General features: G+C 48.4%; 13 protein-coding genes. 3 read left to right on the top strand and 10 right to left on the bottom strand.

From position 1 onward, the window contains the following. The first annotated feature begins 766 nt into the window (after positions 1-766). On the top strand, positions 767-1414 hold the full coding sequence (locus B4113_RS14350; protein ID WP_231559844.1) for a hypothetical protein: 648 nt from the start codon (positions 767-769) through the stop codon (positions 1412-1414). A 20-nt stretch (positions 1415-1434) separates the two neighbouring features. Then, entirely contained in the window at positions 1435-1611 is a 177-nt protein-coding gene (locus tag B4113_RS20155) for a hypothetical protein (RefSeq protein WP_165570960.1), read from the top strand. 135 nt (positions 1612-1746) lie between these two features. Here B4113_RS20155 and gndA read toward each other — a convergent pair whose 3' ends face one another. The 6 genes from gndA to mce form a co-directional block, all read right to left on the bottom strand. Then, on the bottom strand, positions 1747-3156 hold the full coding sequence (gene gndA / locus B4113_RS14360; RefSeq protein WP_033023567.1) for an NADP-dependent phosphogluconate dehydrogenase: 1410 nt from the start codon (positions 3154-3156) through the stop codon (positions 1747-1749). A 391-nt stretch (positions 3157-3547) separates the two neighbouring features. Beyond that, a complete protein-coding gene (locus B4113_RS14365; RefSeq protein ID WP_033023570.1) occupies positions 3548-3742 on the bottom strand; it encodes a hypothetical protein in 195 nt (64 codons plus the stop codon). Positions 3743-3946: 204 nt separating this feature from the next. After that, positions 3947-4420, bottom strand: coding sequence for a chemotaxis protein CheW (locus tag B4113_RS14370; RefSeq protein WP_033023571.1), 474 nt, complete (start codon positions 4418-4420; stop codon positions 3947-3949). A gap of 120 nt (positions 4421-4540) precedes the next feature. Beyond that, the gene (locus tag B4113_RS14375) at positions 4541-5665 is read right to left on the bottom strand and encodes a tripeptidase T (protein WP_033023573.1); all 1125 of its coding nucleotides are present in this window, start codon (positions 5663-5665) and stop codon (positions 4541-4543) included. A 230-nt stretch (positions 5666-5895) separates the two neighbouring features. Next, positions 5896-7446: an acyl-CoA carboxylase subunit beta gene (locus B4113_RS14380; protein ID WP_033023574.1), complete on the bottom strand. Its 1551-nt coding sequence runs from the start codon at positions 7444-7446 to the stop codon at positions 5896-5898. Then, the gene (mce, locus tag B4113_RS14385; protein ID WP_033023576.1) at positions 7443-7868 is read right to left on the bottom strand and encodes a methylmalonyl-CoA epimerase; all 426 of its coding nucleotides are present in this window, start codon (positions 7866-7868) and stop codon (positions 7443-7445) included. The genes B4113_RS14380 and mce overlap by 4 nt, the downstream gene beginning before the upstream one ends. 150 nt (positions 7869-8018) lie before the next feature. On the opposite strand from mce, the gene prli42 reads away from it, so the two are divergent. Then, positions 8019-8111 (top strand): stressosome-associated protein Prli42, encoded by a 93-nt coding sequence (prli42, locus tag B4113_RS19645; protein WP_153017164.1) that lies wholly within the window; start codon positions 8019-8021, stop codon positions 8109-8111. 169 nt (positions 8112-8280) lie between these two features. Here prli42 and B4113_RS14390 read toward each other — a convergent pair whose 3' ends face one another. From B4113_RS14390 to B4113_RS14405, 4 genes are all read right to left on the bottom strand, one after another. Continuing rightward, on the bottom strand, positions 8281-8787 hold the full coding sequence (locus tag B4113_RS14390; protein WP_061912598.1) for a L,D-transpeptidase: 507 nt from the start codon (positions 8785-8787) through the stop codon (positions 8281-8283). Positions 8788-8857: 70 nt separating this feature from the next. Next, positions 8858-9838 carry an aromatic acid exporter family protein gene (locus B4113_RS14395; RefSeq protein WP_033023579.1) on the bottom strand — a complete coding sequence of 327 codons (981 nt, stop codon included), beginning with the start codon at positions 9836-9838 and terminating at the stop codon, positions 8858-8860. A 142-nt stretch (positions 9839-9980) separates the two neighbouring features. After that, complete coding sequence (locus tag B4113_RS14400; protein ID WP_061912599.1) at positions 9981-15341, bottom strand: DEAD/DEAH box helicase; 5361 nt, start codon at positions 15339-15341, stop codon at positions 9981-9983. Further along, a complete protein-coding gene (locus B4113_RS14405; RefSeq protein WP_033023583.1) occupies positions 15338-16291 on the bottom strand; it encodes a hypothetical protein in 954 nt (317 codons plus the stop codon). The genes B4113_RS14400 and B4113_RS14405 overlap by 4 nt, the downstream gene beginning before the upstream one ends. Between the last annotated feature and the right edge of the window lie 13 nt (positions 16292-16304).

The following is a 16304-nucleotide window of genomic DNA, read 5'->3' on the forward strand; positions in this document are numbered from 1 at the left end:
TCTAATTGAGAAACAGATGGAATTAGCAGTATTTTGCACGAAATCACCATCCTTCTAGAAAGCTGGTGAAAAAACGATGTCAAACACCAATCGTCGGCATTTTCAATCAGAAAAGAAAGCAGATTCTGCAAGGTTTCTCTAATTGAGAAACAGGTGGGATCAGTAGCATTTTACACTAAATCACCAGTCTCCTAGAAGGCCGGGGAGGAAAGGATCAGGCTGTCCTTTTCCTTGATCATCGGCTCATCGATCCATGAGGCATGGACCTTGTCGACAGGCGGTGGACATCAATTCCACCCGTGAAGTCCGGTTCATGTCTCTTTTTTTGGTTGCCAATGTATCGAATTTGCCTATCTACAGGTTGAAAAATGGGAATAAAGGCTCTTGTTTTTTGAAAAATTTTCGGTAAAATTAGTTATAAATGGTTCTTAGCCACAATGTGTACTTGACAGACGGTGCACTTCTCTGAATAGGTGTATGCAAAAAAATGATTTGTTTTCTGTTCTTTCGTGAATGCATAAGTAAGATGTGTGATGGAAAAATCAAGTATAACTTTTGGTGAAGAGCCTATAAATATATTCATTAGGATAAGGAGGTATTTGTTTGATGATATTAGTTCATCACCATAACCTGTAATGGACATGTAATATCGTTAAACTAATTGGGAATTTGTCCAACAACCTTTTTTGTAAGAAGAATCTTCTTTTGTTGACTGAAAGGAATAAGAAGGTCAATTGATAGATCATTCGTGAAGGAGGTTTTTATTATGAAGAAACTATTATCTTCTGTTCTTGTTATCAGTTTCCTCATTATGTCATTTGGTTTTTCGATAGCAGAGGCAGAAACACGAGAGAATAGGGATAGCTTGACCAGAAAAAGCAATGCATATCAAATTACATATAATGGAGTTGAAATAATTATTGATTCCGTAAACAACATGGGTACATCAGAGAAAATAAGGATCGCAGAGCAAATGATTGATTCAGAGTTACTACATTCTTCACCATTTTTCGCCTCAAATAACAACCTAGTGATCCCCCAAGTGATCCCTAATCCAGGCGATGGAACTGTGATTGGAACTAGATATTATGCTTTTGACAACGATACAGCTAAATTTGTAAGCAGTGTATTAAAGACAGGATTAACTGCTATCGCTACAGCAGCTGGGTATACCTTTGGCCCTGGAGCAGCAACAACTATTGCTTCGATTTGTACATTAGCAGGGGAATATATTAATCTAAAACCATACTGGACAACAGTGAAAATCATACGCTATTACAGTGAATATTATGATCAGTATATATACGATGCGTATCATTTTGTTTATAGCGACAGTAAGCGAACAAATCTGAAGCGAGTATACATTTCTGATGATATGATCAAAACGACAGGCAATGTATTGGATACATTCTGATAGAAGGAGAATCTATGTTCATGAATCGAAAAAAACGATTTATCTTATTTCTCGCCGTGCTGATGGTCATATTCTTTTTCATCTACATGTTTGAAGAACAAGTGCTGCGCTTTTTAGACTACAAAGCGGTCAAATTGACGATGCTGATCTCTTTAATCACGATTATTGTCGGCGATGCCATTTATCGCCGCGCGTAATCAGATGCCCAGCGTGAACAGAAAGGTCCGTCGGGCGATCATGTCGGGCGACTTCCATGCGATGGCAACGGTTGACGAAGTTTCACCAAGCGCAAAAAACCCTTAGAACCTCATGCGGCTCTAAGGGTTTTTTGCTTACTTCAGCCATTCTGTATGGAAAACGCCTTCCTTATCAACGCGTTCGTACGTGTGGGCGCCGAAGTAGTCGCGCTGCGCTTGAATTAAATTGGCCGGGAGCACCGCCGTGCGGTAGCTGTCATAGTAGGCGAGGGCGCTGGCGAATCCTGGCGCCGGAATGCCGCGCATCGCCGCGGTGGCGACGATTTCGCGGAGCGCGTCTTGATAGCTTTCGACGATATTTTTGAAGTACGGATCCAAGAGCAAGTTCGGCAGCGCCGGATCGCGGTCGTACGCCTCTTTAATTTTTTGCAAAAATTGCGCGCGGATGATGCAGCCGCCGCGGAAAATCATGGCGATGTCGCCGTAGCGCAAGTTCCAGTTGTATTCCTCAGACGCCGCCTTCATTTGCGCAAACCCTTGGGCGTACGAGCAAATTTTGCTCATATAAAGCGCGCGGCGCACCGCTTCGATGAAGTGGGCGCGGTCGCCTTCAAACGGCTTCACCGCCGGGCCTGCCAGCACTTTGCTTGCTTTGACGCGCTCGTCTTTCATCGCCGAGATGAAGCGGGAAAATACCGACTCGGTGATGATCGGCAGCGGCACGCCTAAATCGAGCGCGTTTTGGCTCGTCCATTTGCCCGTTCCTTTTTGCCCGGCTTTGTCCAAAATGACATCAACCAACGGCTTGCCCGTCTCCTCATCGATTTTTGTGAAAATGTCAGCGGTGATTTCGATTAAGTAGCTGTTCAATTCGCCTTTGTTCCAGTCAGCGAACACTTCGTGCAGCTCAGCGGCGTCCATGCCGAGCACATGTTTGAGCAGGAAGTACGCTTCGGCGATCAGCTGCATGTCGCCGTATTCGATGCCGTTATGCACCATTTTCACGTAATGGCCGGCGCCGTCCGGGCCGATGTACGTCGTGCACGGCTCGCCGTCAACTTTGGCGGCGATGGCTTCAAAAATCGGGCGCACGAGCTCATGCGCTTCTTTTTGTCCCCCTGGCATGATCGACGGGCCTTTCAGCGCCCCTTCCTCACCGCCGGACACACCCGTGCCGATAAAGTGAATGCCGAGTTCAGCGAGCTCTTTGTTGCGGCGCTGCGTATCCTTAAAATACGTGTTGCCGCCGTCGATTAAAATATCGCCTTTTTCCAGATGCGGCTTCAGCTGTTCGATCGTCGTGTCCGTCGGCGCTCCCGCTTTCACCATCAGCAAAATTTTCCGCGGTTTTTCCAAGGCATTGACGAATTCTTCGATGCTGTATGTACCGACAATGTTTGTTCCTTTCGCTTCTTGCAAAAACTCATCCGTTTTTTCGCGCGAACGGTTGTAGACCGCCACCGAATAGCCTTTGCTTTCGATGTTGAGCGCCAAGTTTTTCCCCATGACCGCCAGTCCGATGACGCCGATTTGCTGTTTTGCCATCTTTCAACGTCCCTTTCTGTTTTGATTGTTCATCAAAGAACATATCATAGTTTACGGATCGGCTGCAAGTTTTCTAAATCGATTTATGGATGCGCGCGCAAAAAGGCTGATCAGCCGTGAGAATGGGGGCGAAAGCGCGGAAGTTGCTAAAAATCCAATCGCATTGCACCCAGCCAATCAGAAAGAGCAGCCTTGCCCCGCATGCAATCGGGGCTGTTTGGGAAACGCCGCCCGCGGACATTGGCAGAACGGCTCTACACCGTCCTATGGAATCTCAAAAAGACCGCCCAACATCAACGGATGAACTGGCCGGCCATGGACGTTTGTTTGCTCGCTAATCCGGGCTACCCCCTTCCCTCTCATCGAGGGAGGGGCTGAATGCCCCTCGTGCTCAATACCCCCCGTAATGCGGGAACCCATACGGCGAAAACGGGTAATGGCCATAAGGCATCCCGTATGGGAAATGGGGGTAGCCGTCATATCCCCCGTGCCAATGATGATGGTGGTAGCCATACGGATAGTGGCCGTAGCCGCCATAGTACGGCGGATAAAAGCCGTCCATATACGGGCCGAACGGTCGAACCATGGAATGCGCCTCCTCTTCATCGGGTGAAGTTCGTTTCCATGGTTAGGATATGCGCGGAAAACAAAACGGTATAGGCAAACACCTATGAGACCGGTGATTGACTCGTAGATGCGGCGTTGCCATCTCATTTTTCAACGAGAAAAACTTTGTTGCAGCGGTCCTGCCCTCATTGGTGAAGGAAATTAGCGGTTTTTCACCAACCTTCTATACCACTTCATCCGATTGAACAGCAGCGATTTGTTCTCGGATCTCTTCCGCTTCTTCCAAATGGTTGAACAACACGCGCGGATCGAGCACCGTCAACAATCGATCCGGAAGCGTTGCCATCCCGACAAGATACGGCGTCCGTTCCGCGGACATCAGTTGAAGCGGCTGAATCGCCTCAGGCTCAATATCAGCGATTTCCTTCGCCTCATCGACGATCAGCGCCACTGACAAACCATCAACCGCCGCGACGACAAGGCGCGTCTGGTCCGTTTCTTCGATGGCCCGGCCGTACAGGAGCTTGCGCATATCAAGCACCGGCACGAGCTCGCCGCGGATGCGCACGACACCCGCCATATAGTCCGGCATATGCGGCACCGCGGTCGGCGCCGTCATTTTTTCAATGGAGACGACATACGCGATCGAAACGGCGTACTGTTCCCGCTCGACGCGAAAGACCACATATTTGTCCATTCCCCCGCCACCTCTCTCAATGATTGACATCGTGTCTGCTTTTTTTATCGGCCGATTCCAGCTGAATGTTCAGCGGATTTCGGCACCCAAAGAAAAAAAGGGCATCCGTCTTCGGGATGCTCACTCGGCATTGGCGACTTCTTTGATGATGGCGACGACCATTTCCGTCAGTTTGACCAACTCCTCAATCGGCATCCGCTCGTTCGTCGTATGGATTTCTTCATAGCCGACAGCAAGGTTGACGGTCGGAATGCCGAAGCCGGCAATGACGTTGGCGTCGCTGCCGCCGCCGCTTCGCTGCAGCTCGCACGGCCGGCCGATGTTCGCCGCCGCCCGTTTGGCGACCTCGACGACATGATCGCCGTCGCTGAATTTGAAGCCCGGGTACATCACGTCGACCTCGACCTCGGCGCGGCCGCCCATTTCCGCAGCAACCGTTTCAAACGCCTCTTTCATCTTTGCCACTTGGGCTTCCATTTTTTCTGGGACGAGCGAGCGGGCTTCCGCTAAAATATCGACGCGATCGCAGACGATGTTCGTTTGCGTGCCGCCCTCAAAGCGGCCGATGTTCGCCGTCGTCTCCTCATCGATGCGGCCGAGCGGCATTTTCGCGATCGCTTTGGCTGCGATCGTAATGGCGGACACCCCGCGCTCGGGAGCCACACCGGCATGGGCGGTTTTGCCGTGCACGACGACTTTCAGCTTCGCCTGCGTCGGCGCGGCGACGACGATGTTGCCGACTTTGCCGTCGCTGTCCAACGCATAGCCGTATTTCGCTTTGAGCAGCGATGGATTGAGCGCCTTCGCCCCGACGAGCCCCGACTCTTCCCCGACCGTGATGACGAATTGAATCAAGCCGTGGGGGATGTGCTGCTCTTTCAACACCCGAATCGCCTCCAACATCGCCGCCAAGCCGGCTTTGTCATCGGCGCCTAAAATCGTCGTTCCGTCGGTGACGACATAGCCATCGCGAATCGACGGTTTTACCCCTTTGCCGGGCACGACCGTATCCATATGGGAGGTGAAGTAAATCGGGTCGACCCCGTCTTTCGTGGCCGCCAGCGTGCAAATCAAGTTGCCGGCGCCATGCCCTGTTTTCGCGGCGGCATCGTCTTCGATCACCTCAAGGCCAAGCGCTGCAAACTTTTGTTTCAGCACCTGGGCGATCTCACCTTCATGCTTCGTTTCTGAATCGATTTGCACGAGCTCCAAAAACTCGTCGACAAGACGCTGTTCATTGACCATAAACTTTCTTCCTCCTGTTTATGTATTCCACCTCAAGTATACCGAAAGTTTCCACTCAACGCCAACCGGACAGCGGAACGATCGGCAGGCAAGGCGCTGACAGACGCGTTGGAAAAGTTCTAGCGCAAGTTTCAACGCTGACAGACAGGCAGCGGAAAAAGCTTGATGAACGCGAATCGGTTTGCCAAAATAGAGGCCAACCGACAAAACGGGGCCGTTTGACCCCGTTTTTACAGCGGAATGTTGCCATGCTTTTTCTTCGGCCGCTCTTCATGCTTATGGCGAAGCATCTCGAGCGCTTGGATGAGCTTGATTCTCGTGTCGCGCGGGTCGATGACGTCATCGATCATCCCGTATTTGGCGGCGACGTACGGGTTGGCGAATTTCTCGCGGTATTCGGCAATTTTTTGCGCCCGCGTTTCTTCCGGATTCGGGCTGTTTTCAATTTCGCTCGCGAAAATGATGTTCGCCGCCCCTTGCGGCCCCATGACGGCCACTTCGGCGTTCGGCCACGCATAGACGACATCGGCGCCGATCGATTTGCTGTTTAAAGCGACGTAGGCACCGCCGTACGCTTTCCGCAAAATGACGGTGATTTTCGGCACCGTCGCTTCCGAGTAGGCGTACAAAATTTTCGCCCCATGGCGGATGATGCCGCCGTGCTCCTGCTTGACGCCCGGGAAAAAGCCGGTGACGTCCTCAAACGTAATGATCGGGATGTTGAACGAATCGCAAAAACGGATGAAGCGCGCCGCCTTGTCGGACGAATCGATGTCAAGGCCGCCAGCCATAAATTTCGGCTGGTTGCACACAAGCCCCACCACTTCGCCTTTAATGCGGGCAAAGCCGATCACGATGTTTTTCGCAAAATCTTTTTGCACTTCCATAAACGATCCGTCATCAACGACATGGGCGATCACGTGGCGCACATCGTACGGGCGGACGGCGTCAATCGGCACGACGTCGGCCAAGTCGGGCCGGTAGTCGTCTCCGTCCGGAATCGGGCCAAACGGCGGCTTTTCGTGATTGTTTGACGGCAAATAGCCAAGCAGCCGCCGCACTTCGGCGAGCGCCTCCTCTTCATTCGCCGCCGCAAAGTGGGCGTTGCCGCTGATCGTGTTGTGCACGCGGGCGCCGCCTAAATCTTCGGCGCTGATTTTCTCCCCGGTCACCGCTTCAATCACTTTCGGGCCAGTGATGAACATTTGGCTCGTTTTTTCCACCATGAACACAAAATCGGTGATGGCCGGCGAATAGACGGCCCCGCCGGCGCACGGCCCCATGATGACGGAAATTTGCGGGATGACCCCGGAGTAAATGGCGTTGCGGTAAAAAATGTGCCCGTACCCGTCCAGCGACAAGACCCCTTCTTGAATGCGGGCGCCGCCCGAATCGTTCAAGCCGATGACCGGCGCCCCTGTTTTTGCCGCCAAATCCATGATGTTGGCAATTTTTTTCGCGTGCATTTCCCCAAGCGCCCCGCCGAAGACGGTGAAATCTTGCGAAAAGACAAACACCATGCGGCCGTTGATTTTCCCGTAGCCGGTGACGACCCCATCGCCCAGCCCCTTTTTTTCTCCGAGGCCAAAATCGGTGCAACGGTGCTCGATGAACGGATTGAGTTCGACAAACGTTCCTTCGTCCAAAAGCAAGTCAATCCGCTCGCGCGCGGTCAGCTTCCCTTTCGCGTGCTGCTGTTCGATTTTCGCGTCGCCGCCGCCCAGTTCAATCTCGCGGCGGCGGTCATACAGTTCGTTGATTTTGTCATACATGTCGCTCATTGGTGTCCCTCCGTTTGGTTCGTTCGCTCGCAAAGTTCATACAACACACCGCCGGTCGATTTTGGATGCATGAAGGCGACGAGCGCCCCGCCGGCGCCGCGTTTCGGCGTTTCTTGAATCATGCGGATGCCGTGCTCCTTCAGCTCGCGGATGCGCTCGGTGATGTCCTCGACGCCAAGCGCCACGTGATGGATCCCTTCACCGCGCTTTTCGATAAATGTCGCCACCGCGCTCTCTGGCGACAGCGGCTCGAGCAACTCCAGTTTCGCCTCTCCGGCCTGCAAAAACGCCACTTTCACCTGCTCCGACTCGACTTCCTCGATGCCGAGAAACGGCAGGCCGAGCACCTCCGTATAAAACGGAAGCGCTTTCTCAATCGAACGGACAGCGATGCCGATATGATCGACTTTTTTCACACGCATGGTCGTCATCCCCTTTGCGGCAAAATGATCAGGCCAACGTCTTACTATTCGCCGTTTCGGCGAAAAATCCTGCTTTTTGTTTTTTCTTGTCCGCCCTGCCGTTTGCCGTTACAATAAACGTAGAACAGCGGACGGAAGGAGGACGGACCGTTGTCGCGCAAAACGCAAAAATTTATTGTCTATTTGATGCTCGCTTGCATGCTGCTGACGACGCTCCTTGCCGGCATCAGCATGTGGTTTTAGCTTCATCACTACCTGTTGAAACAGCTAGGGCGCAGGTGTTTCGTGGCGCCGATGAAAGCCGCCTTCGGAACGAAAAGAAACGGAAACGCCCCAGCCTTTTCCGGCGGGAGCACTCTTTGCGCCTAGACGTCAAACACCGCAAGCTCCAAAGCAAGGGAGCTTGCGGTGTTCATCGAACCGCTCCGTATCGTTTTGCAATGGCAGAAAACGGCTCATGGCTGCGGAGAATGAGCACGCGGGCGCCGATCGGCACTCGTTCGTACAAATGCTCGACATCGCGGTTGTGCATGCGCACGCACCCTTGCGAAACGTAGCTGCCAATCGAGGCCGGGTTGTTTGTTCCATGAACGCCGTAAATGCGCCCGTCCGTCCCGCGCGCGTTAAAGCCGATCCATCTCGTGCCAAGCGGATTGTTCGGCGCTCCGCCCGGGATGCCTTTTTTCCGATAATACGGGTTTTCCGCCTTCACCGTGACGGTAAACAGCCCTTCCGGCGTCAGTTCAGCATTCACCCCCGTCGCCACCGGATAAACGGCCTCAATCCGGCCGTCGCGGACGAGCGCAAGTTTGTTGATCGCTTTGTTCACGATCACAAGCGGCTTCGTCTCCGCCCCCGTCCGAAACGGCGTCCCCACCAGCACAGCAAGCAACAAACCTACCAGCAACGATCTACGCATATCAGTCACCCTTTGCGGCGTTTGGCTTTAGTGTGTGCCAACAAAAGCGGGCGTATGCGCCGCCTTTCGGTCAACCAAGCGACGGCCACCGCCGTTTTTCCGGTTCATTTTTCGGACGGAACTCGCTTTTAATCAGCAAATATCGCTCCAATTCGCGCACCAAATGAAACAGCGCCGCCCGCTCCTCAAACTGTTCGCGGGTCGTTGGCAGCGGCATTTCCTTAAATTCCTCGCGCATCGCCGAAAGACGCCGCAAAAACCGAGCAGCTGTATTTCCCGGGTGAATGGCATCGCTTAGTTCGTCGATAAAATCAGCGATCATCATCCGCTGCTCAACCGTGTACGTCAGCGACGTCACCAGCGGAAGCATATGCTCGATGATTTCCAGCTGCCGCTCGCGCATCCGGAAGTAGCGGACGTACTCGTCTTCGTTCCGCCATAGCTGGTTGTCGGCGTGGCGCATCGCGAGCGTTTTCGCCCGCTCAAGCATCTCCGCGGCAAGCGGCAGCTCCTTCCCGTCCCAATCGAGCTCATTCGTGCGCAAATAGCGCACGATTTCTTTTAAAATGATGCGAAACAAATCCTCGACAATGTGCTGGTACTCTTTGAGCTGCTTCTCGGCGCTCGGCATGTACATGTTGACGATGAGCGCCACCCCGATGCCGACAGCGACCAGCAGCAGCTCATTGACGACCCATTCCCATGTGATCTCCTTGGCCGCATACAAATGCAAAATGATCACCGAACTGGTCGCAATGCCTTCGTTGACTTTCAGCCGAACCGTCACCGGAATAAACACTAACAGCAGCAGCCCGATCGTCCACGGATGGTAGCCGAAGACGGCAAAAAACAACGCCGCAAACCCGATCGCGACAACACACGCCGCCAAACGGGCCCGCGCGGTCTCCAGCGACCGCTTTTTCGTCACTTGAACGCACAAAATGACGATAATGCCGGCAGAAGCGAAGTTGTGAAGGCCGACCAACTGAGCGATGGCGATCGCCAGCGCCGTACCGACCGCCGTTTTCAACGTCCGATAGCCGATTTTCATCGCGCGTCTCCTTTGCCAATGGTTGCCGACTTCATTGTACCGATGACGGCGCTTTCGATGCAAGATGACATTGCGTGAGTTGAGTATATCCTAAATAAATCCATTCCTCTTTTTGAGCGGCTAGCATTGATTCTAACCATCCTCAAACGAGCAACTGTTGTTTGCGTTCTACAACATTTAAATATACATTGGGCAAATCATGCAAAACTTCATAAGCCGAAACATACGCAATAGCAGGATGGCTGTATGCGCATACCAACATCCTTTCTATATTATTTTTTGCGCCAATTAAGCGATTCCCTTTCGATTTGACTTTAATGAGATATTGTCCTCCTTCTTCGAATTCCTCGAATTTTTCATTGTGTATTTCTAACATGCGCTTAATAGGGGCTAACACTTTTTGTTGTTCCGTTAATGTTAATGCCTTCAATTCACCTTTAACGATATAATCAAGCAACTCTAAGGCGACAAAACGATTTAACTGATGATGATAAAATTGATTGGAGTAATGTCTTAAGCATTTATAGCAAGATGTCTCGCAATGGTTTTCGCATTCATGCAAAATTTCCCTTGCCATTTTAATAATATCAGGGAGCATTTCCCCTGCAATGTGTGAATACCCAGCTCCCCCGGATAAAGTATCAAACAGATAAACATCGGCTTGATACAGATGTTGTGGACTTTTTGTTTCTAATGGAAGAATGCGATATCCTGACAGCAATTCATTATAATCGATGTCCAATACCCGGCTTGCAGCCAATACGAGCGCCTCGCCAATCGTCTTCAAACCGTCATGAACCCATTGATGATTCGGGTGAAAATCGACTTTTTCATCAAAACTCATCCGCAATAGTAATAAATCAGAGTTAAATATATTTCCAAGAAACACTTTCATAATACTTCCTCTACAGCGGCTATCCCTTTGACCAAGATGTGTTTTCAACCTGTAAGGTACATCATGGGCCAATTTATGTTCACTCTCCCCTGCTGGCCAAATAGCCCCACAGTCCGTGCAGATTTCGAATCCTTCCTGTCGATCCGTCCCCTTATTCATGACGATAAGCTGTTTGTTCATCTCATTAGCATATTGAAGCCGTTCTGAACCTGAATAAGCCTTCAAACTTAGTTTTTCGCCAGACACAGGAATAGGTAACTGAGGAGGAACTGCATAGGTGAATTCCTGCTCCCTATCTCCTTCCTTCACCTCCATCCCTTTCTCAGGCGAAAACCCCGTTGGTCGCAACAACGGACTGTTTTTCAACTCACCACCACACACTGAACATTTTTTCGTTTGGATTGGATCCAAAGAAACAAATAAGCACGATTCACAATAGGTGATAACCGGCAAACTGTCAAGCAACAAATCTTTAGCCGGTTTTAACGGATCGTGTGGATTAGGTACATAAATTCCCCCTATTCGATATGTTTTCTTATCAACAACAATTTGTCTTCCTGGCGCATACTCGCTCAACGCTCTGTTTATCTCCAATTGCGGTCGTTGTTTAACGATTATTCTCCCCGTTCTTTCATCCTTCCCTTCGATGTAAAAACTGCATAAATCTTGTGGAAATGCATAGGTTGGAAGCAAGCCGTGATTGAACAAAAAATCGAGAAATTTATCGTTCGGATTTACTTCCGCTATATCGTCACCATCGATGGGTTGTATTGTATGTTTGACTTTCTCATAATTCCGTTCCAACTCGCTTACTAGCTCATTACATGCTTCCTTAACAATATACCATTTTCGCTCTACCATATCCCCGCCTAATATTCCTTCTGTCGAAACAACCTCATCCGGAATCAAGTCAAAAATCACCGGATAGTCGCGAAAACGACAGGCGATATTGTCATTCAGCCATTTTTTAAACTGCTCATAATTAAAAGGCGGAGTACCTTCAAAAAATGATTTTGTATCACCTAACGAACTGCTGAGAATGCTTGACGCAACGGCACTTGTAGAAACGTTTTCATGAAAATACGTTTGAATGAGAAATGCGTTCAAATGCCTTTTGGTGATTTTTTTATTATCAATATAAACAATGGGTTTGCGAGCCGAACCGCTGATCATTTTTTCAGGCTGTTGAAAATAATAATAATCGTGCGGCCCTCCCTGGGCATAAGTAACTACGGTCGATAAAGCCGTTCCCCTCCGTCCAGCACGTCCCGCACGCTGCTGGTAGTTCTCCCGTTGTGGCGGAACATTTCGTAGTCCAACGGCAGTCAGTGAACCGATGTCGACGCCGACTTCCATTGTGGTTGTACAGCTTAAAATATCGACAGGTCCTTCCAAAACATCTAATATGATATCTTGGAACCGCAATTCGTACTCTTCTGTTGTTGCGATCGCTATTTTCGCATCCTTTTGCGACAGTTGAGCGGTATGCTCTTCAACGGTGATGTTCGAAATTTTCTCATGGTTTGTCAATATTTTTTGTATAGGTGAACGCCAAAATCCTTTTTCTGAATCCAACCGTTTACTGTTCACGTTTAATATCTCGATATTTTCCGATAAACAATTCACACATTTGTTTTTTGCTGCAACGATATTCATTTCTTTGCAATCATTGCATTTATACCAAGTTGTATAAATGCCGGGAATCAGTTTTAATTTTCTAGGAGATAAATAATATCTCCCTTCCGACTCTGTACACAATTTAAACAATGCATCGACAATTTCCTTCTTATGCTCCTCACTTTGAACATAAAGATGAATGATATTCTCTAAGTTTTTCGGTATATAACCTTTCTCAACTCCCCAATCATCGCCCCCGAACCCTCTAATCTTCAGCCTCTCATAGAAATGAATGGTTGAATCTATGGCCACTCTATCCAGCATTTCTTGAATGAACAGCATAGTCAGTACATAAATGTCTTCCTTCGACAATATCTCTTTTAGCTTTCTTTCTACTCTTGCCATTTCTCTTTTAACAGGCTCTACGTAGCCTGTGGCCGTTGTATAAACCGAGTAGAGTGGATGGCAAAGCTGGCGAAGAAGTTCTGTTTTGAAACGAGGCAGCAGTTCAATGTCGCCGTTTTCAATCAGCTCCTCATAGTCGCCATCAAAATCCTCGTGTAAAATTTGAACATGATAGGCCAACGATTTTCGATCCTGTCCTTCAAAAAAGTATAATTTATGCTCATCAATCACTTGCAACAACGAACAATATAAAGCGCCGCTCAGTTTCGGTTCAATATCTTGATCAATTAATTTTTGAGCCGCCAATAAAATGGACTGTCTAAAAGAGTCGAGCTCTACTTCATGGGGAATATCCCTGGCAAGACGTGCAGCCTTTTGGCGTCCGTCAGAAAACAGTAGCACTTTCCGTCCCTCATTAGGCAATTGTTTATTCAGCTTTACAGGAGGTTGCAATAAAAATTGCTCGCGAACTAAATTAGCAAAAGGCTGCTCACCTTTTGTTTTTAAGTCCGTAATCGTTCCCTGCACTTTTCTCATACAGCACGGACATTGTTGGAATGTAATTGTTTGCTTTTTCTTTTTGTTCTTATTTGCCTCATCATGAGGCAAATACAATTTTAGATAACCTTCAGGATCTTCCGGCGGCGACTTCATTAAATATCCCGTCCTGATATCGAGCCATACAGGACGCACCGATCGTTCTCCTTTTTGTATTTTTTCATAGGGCGGTTCAACCAGCAAGTGAATCTCTGTCAACTCCTCGCCAACAATGCCTTTCCCTTTTTCAGCCCATAAGTAGTTGCCGTCCTTTTTCGATATATACCCTCGAATAAATGCAGTTCCACATTTTCGATGGGTAAGCAATTCGTAGACCCTTGCTTCCTTGCTGCAAGTACATTGTAATTTCGGAGAATCATACATTTTTCCTAAAATCGAATCGTTTCCTTTTACTCTTTTTTCCTCACATTTCGGATTGGTGCAGACATAAATGCCTGATACACCTTTAAAGAATAAATGGATCCTTACCGGCAATAACACTCGCTCATTATTTTTAGCTGCATTGGCCAACATTAATAAATGGCTCGTCGCTTTTTGGGCCATTTTCATATCGACACTTGGAAATACCAACTTGGCAATATCGCTGAACTTTTTAGCATTTCCGCTTATTTGTTCAATAATTAATTCGAGCGGTCCAAATCCGTCTAAACTTTTATATAGATACGACGGCAGCTCATCTAAATTATGTGGGACATCTCCCCATCCAAGCCGCTTTGCTACAGCCTGGAGATTCGACCGCAATGTATCGTACTGATGAATGCGATTGGTAAACTGCTCGCTGTCTAGCAAGGCGAATGCATAGGCCTCTTCTGTCGTGCCAATTCTTCCGGGCTTTCTTTTTTCTTTCACTCCTTTGATCAACTTAAACGAACGTTTTTTCAGTTTACCCGTTAATTGTTCAGCAAATTCAATAGCCGCCGAATCATCATCCTCCGCGCCCAAACTTGCACTCGTTAGAATGCAGCGCAATCGATCGCGTGTAATTCCTAATCTTGCCTGCAGCCTTCTAATGAGTAGAGCCACCTCTGCACCGCTCGTTCCTCGGTACATATGCGCCTCATCAAGCACTAGAATCAATGTGTTCGCTTCATCTTCTGCAAGCCATTGTCTTGTTTTCTCCCAAATTGGCCGCTCAATCGGGCGCATCAACATATACTCCAGCATGGAATAGTTCGTTACCAAAATATCCGGGGGAATCGTTTGCATCTCGTGTCTAGTAAACAATTCCCGGTCATCAGGAGAGGTCAAATATCGAGATTTCCAGTCGCCTCTTTTGCCTGAACAGAAGTTTGTTAAATTTTTCGCTATCCATTTTCCTCTTTTTTTCATTTCCAGCGCTAGCTGTGGCCGATTCTTTTCAATATCCAAATAATAGTCAATAATCTCCTTCAACTGGTAGTCGTCTTTTTCCTTTGTCCGCTCTCCCGGGTAAGGTGTTCTTGATGTGTACATACCGAATAATGGATGACGACCAAAATGATCTCGAAAGTACTTGGACACTCTCTCATCACCAAAAAGCTGGCGCAATCTTGTGATTTGATCGCTGACTAGCGCATTCATCGGATAAAGTATTAACGCCCGAACCGCATGTGTTTGAAACTGCTCCCTTCTATTAAATCCTTCATCAATTAATGAGTTTAAAATGGGATGTAAGAATGATTCCGTTTTACCTGAGCCGGTTCCAGTCGCTACAACTAAATCATGTCCGTCCACTAAAAATGATTCAAGCGCCTCCTGCTGATGGACGTACGGCCTCTTATAAATTCCTACACTAGGAAATAACTCCGAAAAATAAGTCATTGCTTCTTTGCAATGAGCAGGCAAATTCATCTGCTCGTAGGTAGGCCCCAGCTCATAAACAGGAGTGGCCTCAATATACGGCTCCTTCGAAATAACCCCTGGTGAATCCAATAACTCTCTACGCTCTAACAGCAAAGAGGGATGACTGATTGGATATTGCGCTTCAATATATTCGCGCAATTTTTGATGCAGCCGCGCAGAAACAGAGTTAATGGTAAATTCCATCATTCCATTTCAACTCCTTCCCATCGTATTGAATCCTCACCAATCCCCAAACGCCGCAAAATCCAAATAAAATCTGAATAATGCCACAAAGGCACAATCCACTCAACCAGTTTGATAAAAGAAAGGGGAAAACAAAAAAGCATCGCCATCTTCTGTTCAAACATAGGAAGCTTTTTGAAAAGGCGGACATAAATAACATCCTCACGAATTTTTGCACACTTTATCGTTGTTTTCACCTGAGCCTTATACTCTAAGGCATACTTGGCCGTTTCTAAATAATATTCGGGTATCTTGTAATAACGCGCATCCCCCCTCCCCATGTTCTCAACCCAAAAGTAGAGCGGTTGACTGTTTTTTAATGCATACCTAGCAATATAACAATCAGACTTTGATACAAGATTCATTTGAAATGGGTGCCATTTGCGCCGTTTTTGAGGCAAAAATAGTTCTGTTGGTTCATCGCTTAGTTTTACTGGGTTCTGCAATTTGAGCGTTTCGATAAATTCATTTACAGTCGGGGAAGGCATCCATTCGTCAATCATCAACGTTGGAACATGACTCCCCTCTTCCATATAGCCGTTGCCGCATCCGTAATATTTGTCGCTCTTTCCTTCAGGGTTGCTAAGCACAACCAAGCTTTTAGACACGGGAAGTTCGACACAGCGCGGGGGCAACGGCAAATAATATCCATTGGCAAGCTTCAATATTTCCCCTAAACCAGATAACAATTCGAGCAATGACTGTGCTTCGGTTTGACCTTCTTCTTTCATAACGTTTCGAAGATCTTCAAAAAAACATCCCTTTATCAATCTTTGCAAAGGCGGGATAAGCCGCTGAAAATGCACCGCGTTCATTTTATAGTCCTCGAACGCATAAAAGTGCACCAAAGAAAGGGCATGACGTTTTATCTGTCTAAACTGTATAATTGTATCCCTCCATGCATCTGTCAACATCTCCCGAGCTCCC

It is taken from the genome of Geobacillus sp. B4113_201601 (genome assembly GCF_001587475.1).
Lineage (GTDB): Bacteria > Bacillota > Bacilli > Bacillales > Anoxybacillaceae > Geobacillus > Geobacillus icigianus.